This window comes from Mesorhizobium sp. M0983 (genome assembly GCF_040318975.1).
In the GTDB taxonomy this organism is placed as follows: domain Bacteria; phylum Pseudomonadota; class Alphaproteobacteria; order Rhizobiales; family Rhizobiaceae; genus Mesorhizobium.
This window is the reverse complement of the sequence record NZ_JAMYNH010000004.1, coordinates 304,651-321,004: the sequence shown is the minus strand read 5'-3', so window position 1 is coordinate 321,004 and position 16,354 is coordinate 304,651. Positions and strand designations below refer to the sequence as shown.

The 16,354-nt window shown below is 61.4% G+C and carries 19 protein-coding genes and 1 pseudogene; 7 read left to right on the top strand and 13 right to left on the bottom strand.

What is annotated here, in order from left to right; all coding sequences use genetic code 11:
* The first annotated feature begins 4 nt into the window (after positions 1-4).
* Positions 5-922, top strand: a complete 918-nt coding sequence (locus NKH71_RS10775; protein ID WP_352894875.1) for a LysR family transcriptional regulator — start codon at positions 5-7, stop codon at positions 920-922.
* Between the two features lie 196 nt (positions 923-1,118).
* Here NKH71_RS10775 and NKH71_RS10770 read toward each other — a convergent pair whose 3' ends face one another.
* Complete coding sequence (locus NKH71_RS10770; RefSeq protein WP_352894874.1) at positions 1,119-2,213, bottom strand: site-specific integrase; 1,095 nt, start codon at positions 2,211-2,213, stop codon at positions 1,119-1,121.
* Positions 2,214-2,341: 128 nt separating this feature from the next.
* Here NKH71_RS10770 and dusA point away from each other — a divergent pair, with 128 nt between their 5' ends.
* Positions 2,342-3,334: a tRNA dihydrouridine(20/20a) synthase DusA gene (gene dusA, locus NKH71_RS10765; protein WP_352894872.1), complete on the top strand. Its 993-nt coding sequence runs from the start codon at positions 2,342-2,344 to the stop codon at positions 3,332-3,334.
* 9 nt (positions 3,335-3,343) lie between these two features.
* Here the strand turns inward: dusA and NKH71_RS10760 are convergent, their stop codons facing one another.
* Positions 3,344-4,048 (bottom strand): TIGR02281 family clan AA aspartic protease, encoded by a 705-nt coding sequence (locus NKH71_RS10760; RefSeq protein WP_352482604.1) that lies wholly within the window; start codon positions 4,046-4,048, stop codon positions 3,344-3,346.
* Positions 4,049-4,061: 13 nt separating this feature from the next.
* The gene (locus tag NKH71_RS10755; RefSeq protein WP_031193575.1) at positions 4,062-4,295 is read right to left on the bottom strand and encodes a DUF1289 domain-containing protein; all 234 of its coding nucleotides are present in this window, start codon (positions 4,293-4,295) and stop codon (positions 4,062-4,064) included.
* Between the two features lie 174 nt (positions 4,296-4,469).
* Between NKH71_RS10755 and NKH71_RS10750 the strand changes: the two genes are divergently transcribed.
* Entirely contained in the window at positions 4,470-5,468 is a 999-nt protein-coding gene (locus NKH71_RS10750; RefSeq protein ID WP_352482679.1) for a nicotinate-nucleotide--dimethylbenzimidazole phosphoribosyltransferase, read from the top strand.
* 4 nt (positions 5,469-5,472) lie between these two features.
* On the opposite strand, the gene NKH71_RS10745 is transcribed toward NKH71_RS10750, so the two are convergent.
* The gene (locus NKH71_RS10745) at positions 5,473-6,987 is read right to left on the bottom strand and encodes a sensor histidine kinase (protein ID WP_352587231.1); all 1,515 of its coding nucleotides are present in this window, start codon (positions 6,985-6,987) and stop codon (positions 5,473-5,475) included.
* 75 nt (positions 6,988-7,062) lie between these two features.
* On the opposite strand from NKH71_RS10745, the gene NKH71_RS10740 reads away from it, so the two are divergent.
* The 4 genes and pseudogenes from NKH71_RS10740 to NKH71_RS10725 all read left to right on the top strand — a co-directional run bounded on the left by NKH71_RS10740 (position 7,063) and on the right by NKH71_RS10725 (position 9,665).
* Positions 7,063-7,686 carry a thermonuclease family protein gene (locus NKH71_RS10740; protein WP_352587234.1) on the top strand — a complete coding sequence of 208 codons (624 nt, stop codon included), beginning with the start codon at positions 7,063-7,065 and terminating at the stop codon, positions 7,684-7,686.
* Positions 7,687-7,726: 40 nt separating this feature from the next.
* Positions 7,727-8,338 (top strand): glutathione S-transferase, encoded by a 612-nt coding sequence (locus NKH71_RS10735; RefSeq protein ID WP_352587236.1) that lies wholly within the window; start codon positions 7,727-7,729, stop codon positions 8,336-8,338.
* A pseudogene (locus NKH71_RS10730) lies at positions 8,278-8,969 on the top strand (uracil-DNA glycosylase family protein). The gene NKH71_RS10735 and the pseudogene NKH71_RS10730 overlap by 61 nt, the downstream one beginning before the upstream one ends.
* A 204-nt stretch (positions 8,970-9,173) precedes the next feature.
* Positions 9,174-9,665 (top strand): Lrp/AsnC family transcriptional regulator, encoded by a 492-nt coding sequence (locus tag NKH71_RS10725; RefSeq protein ID WP_006333679.1) that lies wholly within the window; start codon positions 9,174-9,176, stop codon positions 9,663-9,665.
* Positions 9,666-9,676: 11 nt separating this feature from the next.
* Here NKH71_RS10725 and NKH71_RS10720 read toward each other — a convergent pair whose 3' ends face one another.
* The 9 genes from NKH71_RS10720 to mobA all read right to left on the bottom strand — a co-directional run bounded on the left by NKH71_RS10720 (position 9,677) and on the right by mobA (position 16,286).
* A complete protein-coding gene (locus NKH71_RS10720) occupies positions 9,677-10,249 on the bottom strand; it encodes a DUF3299 domain-containing protein (RefSeq protein ID WP_023717643.1) in 573 nt (190 codons plus the stop codon).
* Between the two features lie 61 nt (positions 10,250-10,310).
* Complete coding sequence (locus NKH71_RS10715; RefSeq protein ID WP_352482601.1) at positions 10,311-10,892, bottom strand: GNAT family N-acetyltransferase; 582 nt, start codon at positions 10,890-10,892, stop codon at positions 10,311-10,313.
* On the bottom strand, positions 10,852-11,556 hold the full coding sequence (locus NKH71_RS10710; RefSeq protein ID WP_023717641.1) for a DNA alkylation repair protein: 705 nt from the start codon (positions 11,554-11,556) through the stop codon (positions 10,852-10,854). The genes NKH71_RS10715 and NKH71_RS10710 overlap by 41 nt, the downstream gene beginning before the upstream one ends.
* Before the next feature lie 9 nt (positions 11,557-11,565).
* Entirely contained in the window at positions 11,566-12,435 is an 870-nt protein-coding gene (locus NKH71_RS10705) for an NAD(P)-dependent oxidoreductase (RefSeq protein WP_023717640.1), read from the bottom strand.
* Between the two features lie 64 nt (positions 12,436-12,499).
* The gene (locus NKH71_RS10700) at positions 12,500-13,327 is read right to left on the bottom strand and encodes an ABC transporter permease (RefSeq protein WP_352790033.1); all 828 of its coding nucleotides are present in this window, start codon (positions 13,325-13,327) and stop codon (positions 12,500-12,502) included.
* Complete coding sequence (locus tag NKH71_RS10695; protein WP_023675013.1) at positions 13,324-14,037, bottom strand: ABC transporter permease; 714 nt, start codon at positions 14,035-14,037, stop codon at positions 13,324-13,326. Before NKH71_RS10695 ends, NKH71_RS10700 begins: the two co-directional genes overlap by 4 nt.
* Before the next feature lie 118 nt (positions 14,038-14,155).
* The gene (locus NKH71_RS10690; protein WP_023717637.1) at positions 14,156-14,938 is read right to left on the bottom strand and encodes an ABC transporter substrate-binding protein; all 783 of its coding nucleotides are present in this window, start codon (positions 14,936-14,938) and stop codon (positions 14,156-14,158) included.
* A 212-nt stretch (positions 14,939-15,150) separates the two neighbouring features.
* Positions 15,151-15,660 (bottom strand): molybdopterin-guanine dinucleotide biosynthesis protein B, encoded by a 510-nt coding sequence (gene mobB, locus NKH71_RS10685; RefSeq protein ID WP_023717636.1) that lies wholly within the window; start codon positions 15,658-15,660, stop codon positions 15,151-15,153.
* Positions 15,657-16,286: a molybdenum cofactor guanylyltransferase MobA gene (mobA, locus tag NKH71_RS10680; RefSeq protein ID WP_352894871.1), complete on the bottom strand. Its 630-nt coding sequence runs from the start codon at positions 16,284-16,286 to the stop codon at positions 15,657-15,659. Before mobA ends, mobB begins: the two co-directional genes overlap by 4 nt.
* Positions 16,287-16,354 lie beyond the last annotated feature (68 nt).

Genomic DNA, 16,354 nt, shown 5'->3' with positions numbered 1-16,354 from the left:
GGGAATGGAGTTGTTGCAGAGCGACCTCAAGCTTCGTCAACTGAAGGTCTTCCGAGAAGTCTTGCGGGCCGGTTCGACGAGGCGAGCGGCGGTCGCGCTCGGGATAAGCCAGCCGGCCGTCAGTCAACATGTGAAGCAGCTCGAAACCACGCTCGGCATCACACTCTTCAAGAGATCAGCCAACCGCATCGTACCCTTGCAGGAAGCCTGGGAACTCCTGCGAAACGTAGAACTTGCTCTGACGTCGCTGGATCGGCTGGAGGCGTCAATCTTCGCTATGAAGAACGAGGAAAAGCAACGGATTGCGATTGCCGCGCCTTCTGTTTTCGGTTTCGTGACCTTGCCGAAGGTCGTGGCGATCATCCACACAAAGACCGCTTCGAATGTCCGGTCGATTTCAGGAAGCTACGAGCAGATCGGCGAGCACATCTTGGCTGGACGCGCGGATCTCGGAATCTCGCGACTGCCGCTGGATCCACTCCTGTTCGAATGGGCGCCGCTCGGGTCGGCACGAAACGTATGCATCTTTCATCCCGACCACCGCTTTTCAAAACAGACCTGTGTCGGGGCGTACGACCTGGCAGGCGAAACGATCGTCGATATCGATCCCCAGTTCGCCGCCCACCAAATGAACTTCAATGCCTTGCGCTTCGCCGGCGTTGAGCCGAACATATTGGTGGAGTTCGATTGCAACGGTCACGAAGCCGGATACGTCTCGGCTGGCCTAGGCATTTCGATCACCAACGAGATCATCGCGCGTGAGTACGCTGCGTTTCACCTAGGAATAAAGCCAGTGGAACCATCCGCGCTCTATCACTACGTGGCGATTTGGCAGAAGGGCAGGACCTTTTCCAACGCACTGGATGTCTCGCTCGATGCGATAATCGCTGCCTTTTCCACGGAGCCGCCTGCGAGAGGTTGAGAGGGATTCCTCAGGACGCGCCTTTATTGGTAGTCAGCTAGGCTGCCCTCGCAACTCGGATCGTGTGCAGGGTTTCCGGCTGAGATGCGTATATCGACGCAACATCTTCCAATCCTTGCGACCGTGACAACATCGCTCAATCGTTGCCGGATTCGTCGTTGTCCTTCCTAGCAACCGGATATCTGAAAAAGTGCCATTAGACGTTTGCTTGCCGCAACTCCGTATTTGGCGGTGTCTGTTGAAGCCTCGCCGCGACCACATGAAGTTGCTCCGGCCTCAAATGGGTATAGCGGCGTAGCATCTTCCAATCCTTATGCCCGGTGACCATCGCGACCTGCTCGATGGTGAAGCCAGCTTCAAACAGGCGGCTTGTGCCCTCGTGACGCAGGTCGTGGAAGTGCAGATCCTCGATCTTTAGTTCATGACAGGCTCGTCGGAAGGCGGTTCCGGCCGATTTCCCATTGTAGGGGAAGATGCGTCCCTTTCCCCCGGTGGAGAAACGCTGCTCTTCGAGAATCGCGCGGGCGTCGTAACCACTCACATCGAGGAGCGGGATACGCATGTGATTGCCCTTCTTGTGGCGTGGGTCCTTGCGATCTCGTATCAGCAGGGTGTTGTTGCGGTGGTTGAGGTCCTCCCACGTGGTGTTGCAGATTTCCCCGAGTCGCATGGCGGTGGCGATCGCAAAGCGGATGATCTTGTCGACGGGAATAATCTGGAAGTTGTTTCCTCTGAAGTACCGGATCAGGGCCTCTATCTCGTCAAGTGTCGGCCGCCGATCGCGTTCGTTGCCCTTACCAACAAGACCCAAGCGGGCGAGGGCGACACGACCAAGTTCCACCGGCTCCGCCGAATAGGGCAGTCCATGTACCGCTGCGCCGTGCACCAGCAAGGTGTGAATGTATCCGATGTCTATGCCGACGGTGACCGGCCCGGCACCATCATCGGCTCGCTCTTTGCCAAACTTGATGACCTGCTCGCGATTGAGGTCCGCTATGTTTAGTTTGCCGAGCCTTGCTCGCAGCAAATCGAGACTGAACCCCTTCGAACGACCGATTTCCTTGCCAACTTCCATCATATCCGCGATATGCAGGTCGATGAGGTCGGAGACTGTCTTAATCCCGTCCTTGTGCTTGGGAGCGGGCTTCTGGCCCAGGTCGATCTCTCGCTCAATTCGGCGCGCCCACATTTCGGCGTCCTTGCGGAGCGAGAAGCTGTTGCTGAGGTAGTGGCCCTTGCAGCGGACCTGCACACGCCACTTGCCGGAAGCCAACTTGTTGATGGATGCCATGGATGGTCTCTTTTTCGTGCACGCTGTGTGCACACTGCGCGGTACAAAACGCGAAAACGAACGGATATCGTGGCGTACAAACGGCGAACCTGTGCACGTTTTAACGTCCTGAAAATACGAGAAAAAATGTGAGATATCAAGCACATAGATTGGCTATTGCACCTATGATGGACTGGACGGACCGGCACTGCCGGTTCTTCCATCACCAATTGACGCGCGAGGCGCTGCTCTACACTGAGATGGTGGTGGCAGATGCGGTCATCCACGGCGCACGCGAGCGGCTGCTCGGCTTCGACGACAGCGAACATCCGGTGGCGCTGCAGCTCGGCGGCGCCGATCCGGGAAAGCTGGCCGAGGCGGCGCGCATCGGCGAAGCCTTCGGCTATGATGAAATCAACCTCAATGTCGGCTGTCCGTCCGACCGCGTCCAGTCGGGCACGTTCGGCGCCTGCCTGATGAAGACGCCGGTGCTCGTCGCGGATTGCGTCGCTGCGATGAAGGCGGCGGTGAAAATACCGGTTACCGTCAAGTGCCGCATCGGCGTCGACGAGCAGGATCCGGAACCGGCACTCGATGCCTTGGCCGACGGTGTTTTCGCGGCCGGCGCCGACGCGCTGTGGGTGCACGCCCGCAAGGCCTGGCTGGAAGGTCTGAGCCCAAAAGAAAATCGCGACGTCCCACCGCTCGACTATGGCCGCGTATATCGGCTGAAAGCCAGAAAACAAAACAAATTCATCGGCATCAATGGCGGCATTCAATCTCTTGCAGAGGCGCTGAGGCATCTCGACCATGTCGATGGCGCTATGCTCGGTCGCGCCGCCTATCACACGCCCGGGATACTGACCGGCATCGATGCCGCGTTTTACGGCGGCACGGCTGAGCCGTTCGATTTTGCCGCGCTGATCGATGCCATGGCGGATTACGCGGCACGCCATATCGAGCAGGGTGGACGCCTCGGGCATGTCACCCGGCACATGGTCGGGCTGTTTCACGGCCTGCCCGGTGCACGCCGCTATCGGCAGATCCTTTCCACCGAGGCGACAAAGCCGGGTGCCGGACCGCAGGTGCTCAAGGCGGCTTTCGCAGAAGTCGATTTCGGCAGGACCGCAGAGGCGGCCTGAGGAAAGAAGTTAATCCCGCAAAATCATGCGATCGCCACGGACGTCGAAGCCCGATAGCGAGCCGATGAAATTCATGCCGAGCAGGCTCTGGCCGAGCGTGCCGGGTGCGGCGATCATGATGGGCATGTCCTTGCGCACGATGCCGCCGATCGACAGCTCATCGGTTTTTACGGCGGCGGCGCGTGTCATGCCGTTGGCGGTAGAGATCGGTATGGTGAAGCGGAGAGCCGCCGAATTGAACCCGACCGCCAGTGCGTCCTCGGCGGTCAGCACGGTGCTGGTCGCGCCGGTATCGACAACCGTCAGGATCGGCGTCCCGTTGATCGTGACACGCGCTTCGAAATGGCCGTTGCCGGCCTTGTCCAGGGTGACGGTGGCATGGCCTTCGTCCACGCCCAGTGCCAGCGGACTGCCGGGAACAAAGCCGGCGGTGACGCGGCTGGCGAAATCCTGCAACTCATAGCGGTACTGATAGCCGGCGATCAGCGCCAGCACGATGGCACCCCAGGCGCCGAGGCTGCGGGCCATGGTGCCTAACGGCCTGCCCGATCTGAGCAGGCCGGCGCCGACGAGCGCCGCTAAAGCGCCAAGCCAGATCAGCTGGCTGAAATCGTAATTCTCAATGCCGAACGTGCTGCCGGCGGAATCGTTGAGCATGAGCAGGAGCACACCCGCCCCGATCGCGACGATCAGAATCCACAACAGTCGGTTCATCTCTGCGGCCGGTTCACGAGAGGGCGTCGCGTTCGCGTGCCATGCGGCTGCGACGGGTTTCCCGGCGGGGGCGTCGCTCGACCGTTTCCAGCCTTGCCGGCAGCTCGGCCATGACGCTGCGGCGGGTTTGCGGGGTCATGTCGATCCAGGCGGCGATTTCCTCGCGCGTGCGCCCGCAACCGAAACAGAAACCGGTTTTCATGTCGATCGAGCAGACCAGGATGCACGGGGATTCAATGGCCGTCATGAGGATTTCCTTGGCTAGCCTCCACATGGTGCAACGACAAAGTCAATGCAAGCCCTCCGGGGTGCGCCGCCAACAAGTGCTTTCGCGTCAATACCGCCAAGTTACGCCGAGGTTGTGCCGGCTGGCCAAGGCGGCTATGCCGCTCACCAATTCACAGGGACGATCGCCATCGACATGACCAGCGCGCTGCCTTTCGACGATTTTCGCGACCTTCTGGTGAGCCTGCCGCCGGCAGATATGGCGGCCAACGCCCGCGTGCGCCAGTTGTTTGCCAAGGCAGACAAGCCCAAAGGCTCGCTCGGCCGCATCGAGGACGTCGCCGCCTGGCTCGCCGGCTGGAGCGGCCGCGCGCCACCGGCGGTGACGCGGCCATTGGTGGCGCTCTTTGCCGGCAATCATGGCGTCACCCGCCACGGCATTTCGCCGCGCCCCGCCGCCGCCACGGCAAATGCGGTCGAGCTCTGCGCCGCCGGCGGTGCAGCGATCAACCAGATCTGCATCGCCAACGATCTCGGCTTGAAGGTGTTCGATCTGGCTCTGCACATTCCAACAGCCGACATCACCGAGGACGCGGCACTGGACGAGCGCGGTTGCGCCGCCACCATGGCCTTCGGCATGGAAGCGATTGCCGGCGGCACCGACCTGCTTTGCCTTGGCGACCTCGGCGTCGGCAATTCGACTGTCGCCGCGGCTCTTTGCGCGGCGCTGTTCGGCGGCACCGGCGCCGACTGGGTCGGCCCTGGATCGGGGGCCAACGCAGCGATGCAGAGGCGCAAGGCGGAGGTGGTCGATGCCGCGATGGCGTTTCACGGCGCGAGCCTCAAGGATCCGCTGGAAGCGCTTCGCCGGGTCGGTGGACGGGAATTCGCAGCGATCTGCGGCGCCATTCTGGCGGCGCGGATGCAGAAGATCCCGGTGCTGCTCGATGGGTTTGCGGTGACCGCGGCCGCTGCCGCCCTATATGCCGCCAACCCCGCCGCGCTCGATCATTGTCTCCTCGCAAGCCTATCGCCGGAGCCGGGCCATGCCAAGGCCGCCGAGCGCCTCGGCCTTCGCGCGCTGCTCGATCTGGGCGTCAGCCAGGGCGAGGGGGTAGGGGCGGCTCTTGCCGCTGGACTGGTCAAGGCGGCCGCGCTGACCAGCTCCGGCATGGCAGCCGCGGTCCGCGGTTAAGCATTCAGCGCCGGCGCGAAGCAACCGCCTTGGTCGGCAGCGCCGGCAGTTCCTCCATCACCCGGCTCAGCGGGAAGATGGCGATCGCCTCGGTGCCTTCGCGTAGCCTGGAATGGAGCTGGAATTCGCCGCCATGCATGGCCAGCAGGCCCTGCACGATCGGCAGGCCAAGCCCGGTGCCCTGTTCGGCGCTCTTGATGGCGATCGAGCCCTGGCCGAAGGCCGAGAGTACGATCGGGATCTCGTCTTCCGGTATGCCCGGCCCATTGTCCTTGACGGAGAGATATTGCCCGCCGCCCGCCGTCCAGCCGACGCGCACGCGGATTTCGCCGCCGGTGGCGGTGAACTTGATGGCATTGGACAAGAGGTTGAGCGCAATCTGCCGCACCGCGCGTTCGTCGGCGAACAGGCGCGGCAAGGCGTTTTCGAAATCCTGGACGATGCGGATGTCCTTGTTGCGCGCCTTCAGCTCCATCATGTGGCAGCAATCCTCGACGACGGAGAGCAGCATCATCGGCTCCTCATTGAGCTGGTAGCGACCCGCTTCGATGCGCGACAAGTCGAGGATTTCGTTGATCAGGTCGAGCAGATGCTGTCCGGAGTCATGCACGTCGCGGGCATAGTCGCGATAGGTCGGGTTGCTCATCGGGCCGAGCACCTCGTTGGCCATCACTTCGGAAAAGCCGAGAATGGCGTTGAGCGGCGTGCGCAGTTCGTGACTCATCGAGGCCAGGAAACGTGATTTCGCCAGATTTGCGTCTTCCGCCCGCCGCCGTGCCTCGTCCGACATCGATTTCGCCGTCTCCAGTTCGGCGATCAGCGCATCCTTTTCGGAGCGGAACGACAGCAGCATCAGCGAGGAACGGTTGAGCTGGCGCGCCACATAGGCGAAGAAAGGCAGCGAAGCGATCAGCAAACCTGCCATGATCACTTCGACGGGCAGCCATAGTTTCGCACTGGCATAGGCATAGATGGCGACCGGGAGGGCGAAGGTCGCCAACAGCGCACCGCGCAGGGACGATGCCAGGATCGCGGTTGCCGACATGGCGAGCAGCAGCACCACCGCCTTGGCGACCTGGAACTGATCGATTTGGCAAGTTTCGCAGCCGAGCCATGCGAACCAGGCCCAGCCAAGCCCGCAAAGAAAATGGCCGATCAGGAAATCCCTATGCGTTTCCAGCGGGTTGAGCTCGGACGCTTGCGTGACGCGTTTCGCCATGAATGCAACGATGGTATAGCAGATGAATGTGAACAGCGCCCAGACGCCGATCTCCTTGCCGATGCCCGCGAGCAAGCCTGCGGCGGCCGTTGCCAGAACGAGCAGCGGGATGACGATCACGCCGCCGGTCATCGACAGCGCGTGGAGCTTCAACAGCTCGCGGTCGAAGTCGGGATTTCCGGCTTGCTGCGAAAGACGGTCGCGCGTCTTGCGCACCGCGCGCGCGACATCGCTGTTGCGATGGCGTTTCCTGCGGTCCACAATAAACTTGTCCGCCGTGGTCGAGCGTTGCAGGGGCATGAAGTCTTCAATTTACGCGGGCAGCAATTTCAAATCGTTAAGCTACGTTCGAATGATTAACCAACGGTTTGCCATATGAGCCGTTCGTGGTCGCGATGGCCGCGCCAGCGATACTATGCGCCGCGTCCGCGAAGCCCGTGGCGCAGGCTGATGGACTATGGGCTGACGCTCATCGTGCTTGGGCTGCTGATGCTCCTGGCGGCGCGCCTCGACCGGGTGGAGACGCGCAAGACGGAGGGCGCGGCGATTGTCAATGACGGCGATAGCATCACCCTCGGCAGCGAGCGTGTCCGCATGCGTGGCATCGATGCGCCGGAATATTCGCAGATCTGTCGCAAGGACGGTGCCGACTATCCCTGCGGCAAGCTCGCGCGGCAGTCCCTGGTGCGGTTGATTGCCGGCAAAGCGGTTTCCTGCAGCGGCTGGCAGCGCGACCGCTACGGCAGGCTGCTCGGCGATTGCAAGGTCGGCGGCAAGGATCTCAACCGCGCTCAGGTCGAGGCCGGCTGGGCGGTCGCCTTTGGCGACTTCGAGACCGAGGAAGCCGCTGCGCGCGCAGGCAAGGTCGGCATCTGGGCCGGAACTTTCGACGAGCCGAAGAACTGGCGCGAGAGCCACGGGCACGAGCTGGTCGAAAGAAAACACGGCACCTTGGCGTCGATCGGCGACGCCCTGCGGGAGATTTTTCGCTTCTGGTGAGCTGCGCCTATAATTCGTCGTACGGACGAGGAGGATAGAGATGAAGCTGTTCGACGGCGGGCGCGCGCCCAATCCACGTCGGGTTCGGATTTTCCTGGCTGAAAAGGGAGTTGAAGTTCCGCTGGTGCCGGTCGACATGGGTGCGCTGGAGCACAAAGAGCAGCCGGTCAGCTCGCGCAATCCGCTGAAGCGTCTGCCGGTGCTCGAACTCGACGATGGCACCATCATCACCGAGTCCGTCGCAATCTGCCGTTACTTCGAGGAACTGCACCCCGAGCCGGCTTTGTTCGGGCGTGGTGCGCTGGGCAAGGCAATCGTCGAGATGTGGCAAAGGCGCGTGGAGTTCAATCTGTTCGGCTGCGTCTCCGCGGCGTTCCGGCATATCCATCCCGCAATGAGGGAATGGGAGATCCCGCAAATCCCCGAATGGGGCGAGGCCAACAAGCCGAAGGCGATCGAATTCCTGAGATTTCTGGACACTGAGCTCGCCGGCAGGGAATTCGTCGCCGGCGATACCTATTCGATCGCCGACATCACCGGGCTGGTCGCCATCGACTTCATGAAGCCGGCTCGCATCAAGGTACCCGAAGAGTGCACCAACGTGATGCGCTGGTATCGGGCAATCTCAAGCCGGCCGAGTGCCGCCGCCTGACAATGAGTTCCGAATGAGCGAAGAGTTGGAAGCCTTGGCAGCGAGGGTACGCGCCTGCCGCATCTGCGTCGATAAGCCGGCCGGCAGGCCATTGCCGCACCAGCCGCGTCCGGTGCTCAGGCCATCTTCGAGCGCCCGCATCCTGATCGCCAGCCAGGCGCCGGGTACCAAGGTCCACGTGTCAGGCATGCCGTTCACCGACGCCTCCGGCGACCGGCTGCGAAGCTGGCTCGGCGTCGGCAGCGAGGAATTCTATGACACGGACAAGTTTGCCATTGTGCCGATGGGCTTTTGCTTTCCGGGTCAGGACGCCAAGGGCGCCGACCTGCCGCCGCGCCGCGAATGTGCGCCGGCCTGGCGCGTATCGCTGATGGCGCTGATGCCGCAAGTCGATCTGGTGCTGACGATCGGCATCTACGCGCAAAGCTGGCATATGGGCGCGGCGCGCCGTCCCTCGCTGACAGAAACAGTCTTGGACTGGCGCGCCATCTGGGCGGCACCGACTGACCCGAAAGTCCTGCCGCTGCCGCACCCGTCCTGGCGCAACACCGGCTGGCTGAAGCGCAATCCATGGTTTGAAATGGATTTGCTGCCATTTCTAAGATCGGAAATCCGCTATCGCATCGGCTAGGCATTCAGCAAGAAATCACTCGCTTTCGCGCTATCCGACAGAATTTCTTTCTTGTAAAAGGCCATGACAAGAGGGAATATGGTAATCTATTCCTCGAAGCGCGTAGCGCATGAGGGGACGCGCTTTTAAATTCTTGTTTTTATGCATATCGTTGTGCCAAAGCCGCTGCGCACTTTGGACGACTTGCATCAGGGGGAGCACCCAATGGACCGCCTCGATAGAAAAATCCTCCGCCTCCTGCAGGAGGATGCGACGCTTGCGGTCGCCGACGTCGCCAAGAAGGTCGGCCTGTCGACGACGCCGTGCTGGCGGCGCATCCAGAAGCTCGAGGAAGAGGGCGTCATCAAGCGGCGCGTCGCCATCCTCGACCATGAAAAGGTCAATGTGCGGGTCACGGTGTTTGTGTCGATCCGCACCAATTCGCACAGCCATGAATGGCTGCGGCGCTTTTCGGAGGTCATCCAGGAATTTCCCGAAGTGGTCGAATTCTACCGCATGAGCGGCGATGTCGACTATCTCTTGCGCGTCGTGGTGCCCGACATCGCCGCCTACGACGCCTTCTACAAGCGGCTGATCGCCAAGATCGAGATCCGCGACGTGTCGTCTTCCTTCGCCATGGAGCAGATCAAATACACCACCGAGATGCCGCTGGATTACATGGTGCTCGACAAGGAGTCCGGCGCCAACGCCGCTTGAGATTCTTCTGCTTAGTTCTTCTTTTTGTTGAGGAAAGTCCAGGGCGAGTTGACCGGCAGCGTGATCGTGTCCGGCACGGTGTCGACGTTGACCACCTCGGCCTTGCGCACAGTGTAGCCCGACTGGATGACACTGACGCCGTCAAGGATGAAAAGCTGGCTCTTCTCCATGCCTGGCTCTAGTGCGCCAGTTATCGAAACCGGCTGGTAGGCCTCGGACATCCGGTAGGGTTGCGCAGGCGTAACGAGGACGATCTGGTTGGGCGGCGGCGTCGGCATATGGCTGCAGGCCCCTGTCCAGGGCACCAGCAGGAATTGATAGACGAGATCACCGTCGCGATCGACCGGCAGTGCGTAGCCCGCGAGCTGCACGGTCTGGTCCTGCAAATCGTGAGAGAGCGTTTCGCCATGATCCGGCATTTTGGCCGCGATCATTGGCAGTCCCACGCTTTCGGCGGCTGCCTGGGTCGCTGGGCGCAGATCCTTCCAGAAAATGTGCATGGTCCCAGCGGAAGCGCTTGCCGCGATGGCGGACGCCAACAAGGCAGTCGCCAAGACCGCGCCTGATTTAAAACGGTTGCTCATCGCTGCTCCGCTGTTGAGCCTTGATCTGCGGACATCAAGTAAAGCTGCCGCTGTCCACTGGTCAACGCTCAAGCCGCATCACATGCCGGCGCGAGCCGGCTATGCCAATCTCGCGAAAGCCACGGGCGACGAACATGCCGCGAAACCCCATGAAGCTGTAGCTCGGCGAAGCATCGTCGACCGGATAGGCTTCGATCATCCTGGCGCCTTTGGCAACGGCGTGATCGATGGCCGCGTCGAGCAATGCGCTTGCCAGCCCGCCACCGCGCAGCGCTCTCGGTACATAGAAGCAGACGATCGACCAGATGCCCATCTCGCTATCGTCCTGCTGCCGCGACAGCCTGCGGTAGGTCTCGCGCGGCGCGACCGAGCACCAGCCGACGGTCCGGCCATCGATCTGGGCGACAATGCCGACCGGCGTGCCAGCCTCGATCAGCGCCATCATCGCGCGTTTCTTCTCGTCGTTCTCGACATGCTCGCGGCGGTCGAGGTTGCGCCAGGCCATGCACCAGCAATATTTCGGCCCGCCGGGTTGCTCGAACAGGTTTTCGAAATCAGCGCGCGTCGATTGCGTCACCTCCGTGAAGCGGACTTTGCTCAGGTCAAGCTTTTCTGGCGGCGAGCCGTTCGAGCGTCTTGGCATCGGAAAGTTCCTTCACGGCGTCCTTGCCGATCCAGCGCGCAGTCCTGTCTGTCGAGGCCGCTAGTTTTTGCGCCAGGGCAAGGGCAGGGCCGTGCAAATTCATCGATCGTTTGCCGATCGAACGAAGCGCCCAGTTCACCGCCTTCTTCACAAAATTGCGGCCGTCGGTCGCATGCGCTTCGATGATCGACAGGAATTCGAGGAAGGTCGCCTCGGGTTCCTTCTTCCGGTGGACCACCGACCAAGCCATCATCGCAAACGCCGTGCGCCGAACGAATTCCCGTTCGTCGACCGCGAATTCGGCGATCAGTTCCCTCCAGCAATCCGTATCGACAAAGAGATCGGAGACCCCGTCGACGATATCCCACGAGTCGAAAGTCGCCGCCCATCGTCTTGCATCCGCGGCGGAGAACCGCTCTGGATCGGCGGTCACGGAGGCGATGAACTGCGCCTCCATGATGCCTGTCTGCCAAAGCTCGAAGGCACGGTCATGGTTGCGCTTGATCTTCTTGGCAATCTGCCGCTGCACGCCATGCGAGATACCGAGCGCACGTTCGATCTTGATGCCGTAGCGCAGCATGCCAAGGCGATTTTCCTCCGAGGCGATCGAGCGCAGATGAGCGACGATTTCGTCGGCGCTGGATTGAGGCGAAAGCTCGGCCACGGTGAAATCCTATTTCTCCAGCCGCGCCAGCAGCGAGGACGTGTCCCAGCGCTTGCCGCCCATCGCCTGCACGTCCTTGTAAAACTGGTCGACAAGTGCCGTCACCGGCAGTTTGGCGCCGTTGCGATCGGCCTCGGCGAGGCAGATGCCAAGATCCTTGCGCATCCAGTCGACGGCGAAGCCGAAATCATATTTGCCGGCATTCATCGTCTTGTGGCGGTTCTCCATCTGCCAGGAACCGGCCGCGCCCTTGGAAATCACCTCGATCACCTTTTCGATGTCGAGCCCGGCCTGCTTGCCGAAATGGATACCTTCGGCCAGTCCCTGAACGAGGCCGGCAATGCAGATCTGGTTGATCATCTTGGTGAGCTGGCCAGCCCCTGCCGGTCCCATCAACCCGACCATGCGGGCATAAGCATCTATGACCGGCTTGGCCCTGTCGAAGGCGTCTGGCTCGCCGCCGACCATCACGGTCAGCACGCCGTTCTCAGCGCCTGCCTGACCGCCGGAGACCGGAGCGTCGAGGGACGAAAACCCGAGCGCTTGCGCCTGCTGCGCCAGTTCGCGCGCGACCTCGGCCGATGCCGTGGTGTTGTCGACGAAGATGGCGCCCTTCTTCACTGAATTGAAGGCGCCTCCGGCGCCGGTCGTCACCGAGCGCAGATCGTCGTCATTGCCGACGCAGGAAAAAACGAAGTCCTTGCCCTCGGCCGCCTCTGCCGGCGTCACGGCGAAGCTGCCGCCATGCTGGGCAACCCACTGCTCGGCCTTGGCCCTGGTGCGGTTGTAGACAGTGACGTCGTGACCGCCCTTGTTCTTGAGATGCCCGGCCATCGGATAACCCATGACGCCAAGACCGAGAAATGCCACCGAAGCCATGTTTTCGAATCCCTTAGAAACCTGCTTTGCGGCCTTCTTATCGGATCAGGCAAGGGGATGGGAGTCAGCGGTGCAGATGGATGGTGATACGCCGTTCGATCCACTCGACGCCGTGGCGCAATGTTTCGACGATGACCAGATAGATGATCGCCGCCCAGATATACGACTGAAAGTCGAAGGTGCGCGCATAAGTGAGCCGGGTGATGCCCATCAAATCGTAGACCGTGATGATGGCGACGATTGCCGAGCCCTTGATCATCAGGATGATCTCGTTGCCATAAGGGCGCAGCGCCACAATCAGCGCCTGCGGCAGGATGATTTTCCACATCGTCTGCAGTTTGTGCAGGCCGAGCGAGGCGGCACCTTCCCATTGGCCCCTTGGCACGCTCTCGATCGCGCCACGCAAAATCTCGGCCTGGTAGGCGGCCGTATTCAGCGAAAAGGCGAAGATCGCGCAGTTGAACGCTTCGCGGAAGAAGCCCCACAGGCCGACCATCTCGAGCTCCGGTCGGAAGGAGCCGACCCCGTAGTAGACCAGGAAGTTCTGCGCCAACAGCGGCGTGCCGCGAAAGAAATAGACATAGGCATAGGCGAACCCCGAAAGGATCGGATTGTTCGACATACGTGCATAGGCGATCGGCACCGACAGGATCGCACCAAGCACAATCGAGATGGCAACCAGCAGCAGGGTGATGCCAAGGCCGGATATGTAGCCGGGTGCATATTTCTGGAAGAACTCCGGGTTCCACGCAGTGACCAGGTAGACGACCACGCCAATGCCGAGAGCGATCCACAGGCCGACCAGGACATGGCCGAGGATGCGTTGGCGCGACCAGCCGCGTGCGGGCGGCGGCGGCCGGTCAACCTTCAGCGTGTCGGTGGCCAGGCTCATCTCTTGACCTCGCTGCCGCCAACCGCTCGTTCGATCGCATTGATGCCGAAGGAGGAGACGATCGCTAGCAGGAGATAGATCAGGCCGGCAAAACCGTAAAACAGGAAGGCGTGCTTGGTGACGCGAGCGGCAACCCCGCTCTGCCGGAGGATCTCGTTGAGGCCGACGGCCGAGACGAGCGCGGTGTCCTTGAGCAGGATCAGCCAAAGATTGGCAAGTCCGGGCAATGCGATGCGGATTAACTGCGGCAGTACGATCAGCCGCATCGTCTGGCCGCTGGACAGGCCAACCGAATAGCCTCCCTCATATTGCCCTTTTGGAATCGCGCGGAAGGCGGATAAAAACACCTCGCTGGAATAAGAGGAGAAGATGAAGCACAGCGCGATCATCCCGGCGACGAAGCTGTTGACGTCGGCCGATGTCCCGGGGCTCACCAGCCGGACAATGTATTGCAGGATTAATGGGATGCCGAAGAAGATCAGAAACAGCGTGAGCAGCTCGGGTATTCCGCGAAAGATCGTGGTGTAGATGTTCCCGGCCAGTCTCAGCGACGGCTCTTCCGACTGTTTGGCCAGCGCCACGAAAAAGCCGAGCGTCAGCCCGAAGGGCAGCGTGGCCAGCGCAAGACATACTGTGACAAACACACCCGCGGCGATGTCGTCGAGCCAGCCTTCGGGTCCCCAACTGAGAAGCGTCAGTGCGCTCTGCATCCGCCTGCCTGTTCTCCTTAAGGCTCGTTGAGACCCGTACCGCATCACCCCTCGTGCGCGGCATCCTTATAAGAACGGCGGGAATCTCCCGCCGTTCACGTTGTCCTATGTCGGTCGATCAGGACTCGCCGCCGTAAACGTCATATTTGAAGTATTTGTCGTTGATTTCCTTGTACTTTCCGTTTGCGCGGATCGCGTCGATCGCCGCATTGAACTGGTTGACCAGGTCGGTCTCGCCTTTGCGCACGGCAATGCCGGCGCCCGGACCGTGGATTTCGATGACGGGCTTGATTGTGCCGACCAGCTTGCAGCAGGCGCCGTCCGGCGAATCCAGCCATTGCTGCAGCACGACGATGTCGTCATTGGCGGCATCGAGCCGGCCATTGGCCAGATCGAGCTGGTATTCCTGCGCGGTCGGATACGGCTTGACGGTGCTGTCGGTGTAAGTCTTGGTCGAATAGTTGAAATGGGTGGTGGATGCCTGCACGCCGATCGTCTTGCCGGCCAGATCTTCCTTGGTGACACCCTTGATATCAGTGTCCTTAGGCGCGGCGATTGCCGGCGGCGTATTGTAATATTTGTGGGTGAAGTCGACCTTCTCGGCGCGTTCCGGGGTGATCGACATAGACGCGACAATGGCGTCGAACTTGCCTGCCTGAAGGGCTGGAATGATGCCGTCCCAGTCCTGCGCGACAAAAGTGCACTTCACCTTCATCTCGTCGCACAGTGCCTTGGCGATATCGATATCGAAGCCCACGAGCTGGCCGTCGGCGGTGAGGTTGTTGAATGGCGGATACGCTCCTTCGGTGCCGATCCTCAAGGTTTTTTCCTGGGCCTGGGCAACGCCAAGCGTCAGCAGCGCAGCCGATGCGGCGAGCGCGATACGCAGTGCAATACGCATAATGGTCCTCTCTGTTGGTCCCGGCCGTCGTTCCCGAACGGCTCTGTGGGCGGTGCTTTTGACCGCCCGCTGGCGCGATACTCCCATTCTTTCCCAAGAAAAAGCAACTGCAAAACCGCCGCTTGAGGGAAGGTCATGTTCAGAAAACGGTGACGCTGGGTCAAACGCCTAAATGGAGAGAAAGTGGCGGGAGGCTCCCCGCGGCCGCAATCTCAGCGCGTCAGGCCGGTGGCGCGTTCGATGAAGTCGGCTATCGAATTCGTGTCGTCGAGATCGAAGACCGGCAAGTCTTCGCCGACAATGGGAAAGTCGGAGGCGACGGCGATAATGTGTGGATCGCCTGCCGAGAGCGGTGTCCGGTCCTTGGCCTCGAGCCGTCGCGTCTCGATTTTCTTGTGCGCCTCGCGCTTGTAGCCCTCGACCAGCACGATGTCGGAGGGTGCCAGCCGTGACAGGATCGCCTCCAGCGTCGGCTCGTCCTCGCCACGCAATTCGTGCATCAGCGCCCAGCGCCTGCCCGACACGATCGCCACCTCCATCGCTCCCGCCTGGCGGTGGCGAAAGCTATCCGCTCCAGGTTTGTCGATGTCGAAATCATGATGGGCGTGTTTTACAGTCGACACTTTCCAGCTGCGCCGGACGAGTTCGGCTACCAGCTTTTCGGTCAATGTCGTCTTGCCGGAGTTCTTCCAGCCAGTGATGCCGAAGATACGTCTGTTCATGGCTCGATGCTCTGCAACAGATGCGCGGCCCGGGCAAGGTCGTCGGGAGTGTTGATGTTGAAGAAGGGATCGATCTCGGCCCCTCTGGATTTCAGGATGGGAAAATCCACTTCGACAAAACCGTGCCGGTCGATGAACGCCGAAACGCGCCGGTTGTCTTCCTCGACGAGAAATTGGCGCAAGGCCTGGTCGAGCCCCAGCGGCCAGAGCGCAAACGTCGGATGCCGTTTGCCGCCGGAACAGGCAACGGCGATCGAGCCCGGGCGTGCATAGGCTGCCGCGAGCAGCCGCTCGACCATATCCTTGGGCAGGAAAGGCGTATCGCCTGCAGCCGTGACCAGCGCCTGGCAAGTGGTGTCGGAAGCCCATTCGAGGCCGGTCAGGATCCCGGCAAGCGGCCCGGCATAACCCTTGACGGTGTCGGCAAGCACGGGAAGCCCCGTCGCGGCAAACCGTGCCGGATCGCCATTGGCGTTGAGCGCCAGCGGGCCGACCTGCGGGCCAAGGCGCGAAACGACCCGGTCGAGCAGGGTCGCATCGCCAAGCGCAAGCAGCGTCTTGTCGCCGCCGCCCATCCGGCTCGACCGGCCGCCGGCCAGAATGATCCCTGCGATATCTCGGCCCATCGTTTGCTGCCCAGACCCCCAATGACCAAAATCAAGTTTTCAAATTAGACGGTCGTCGACGGTCGCGC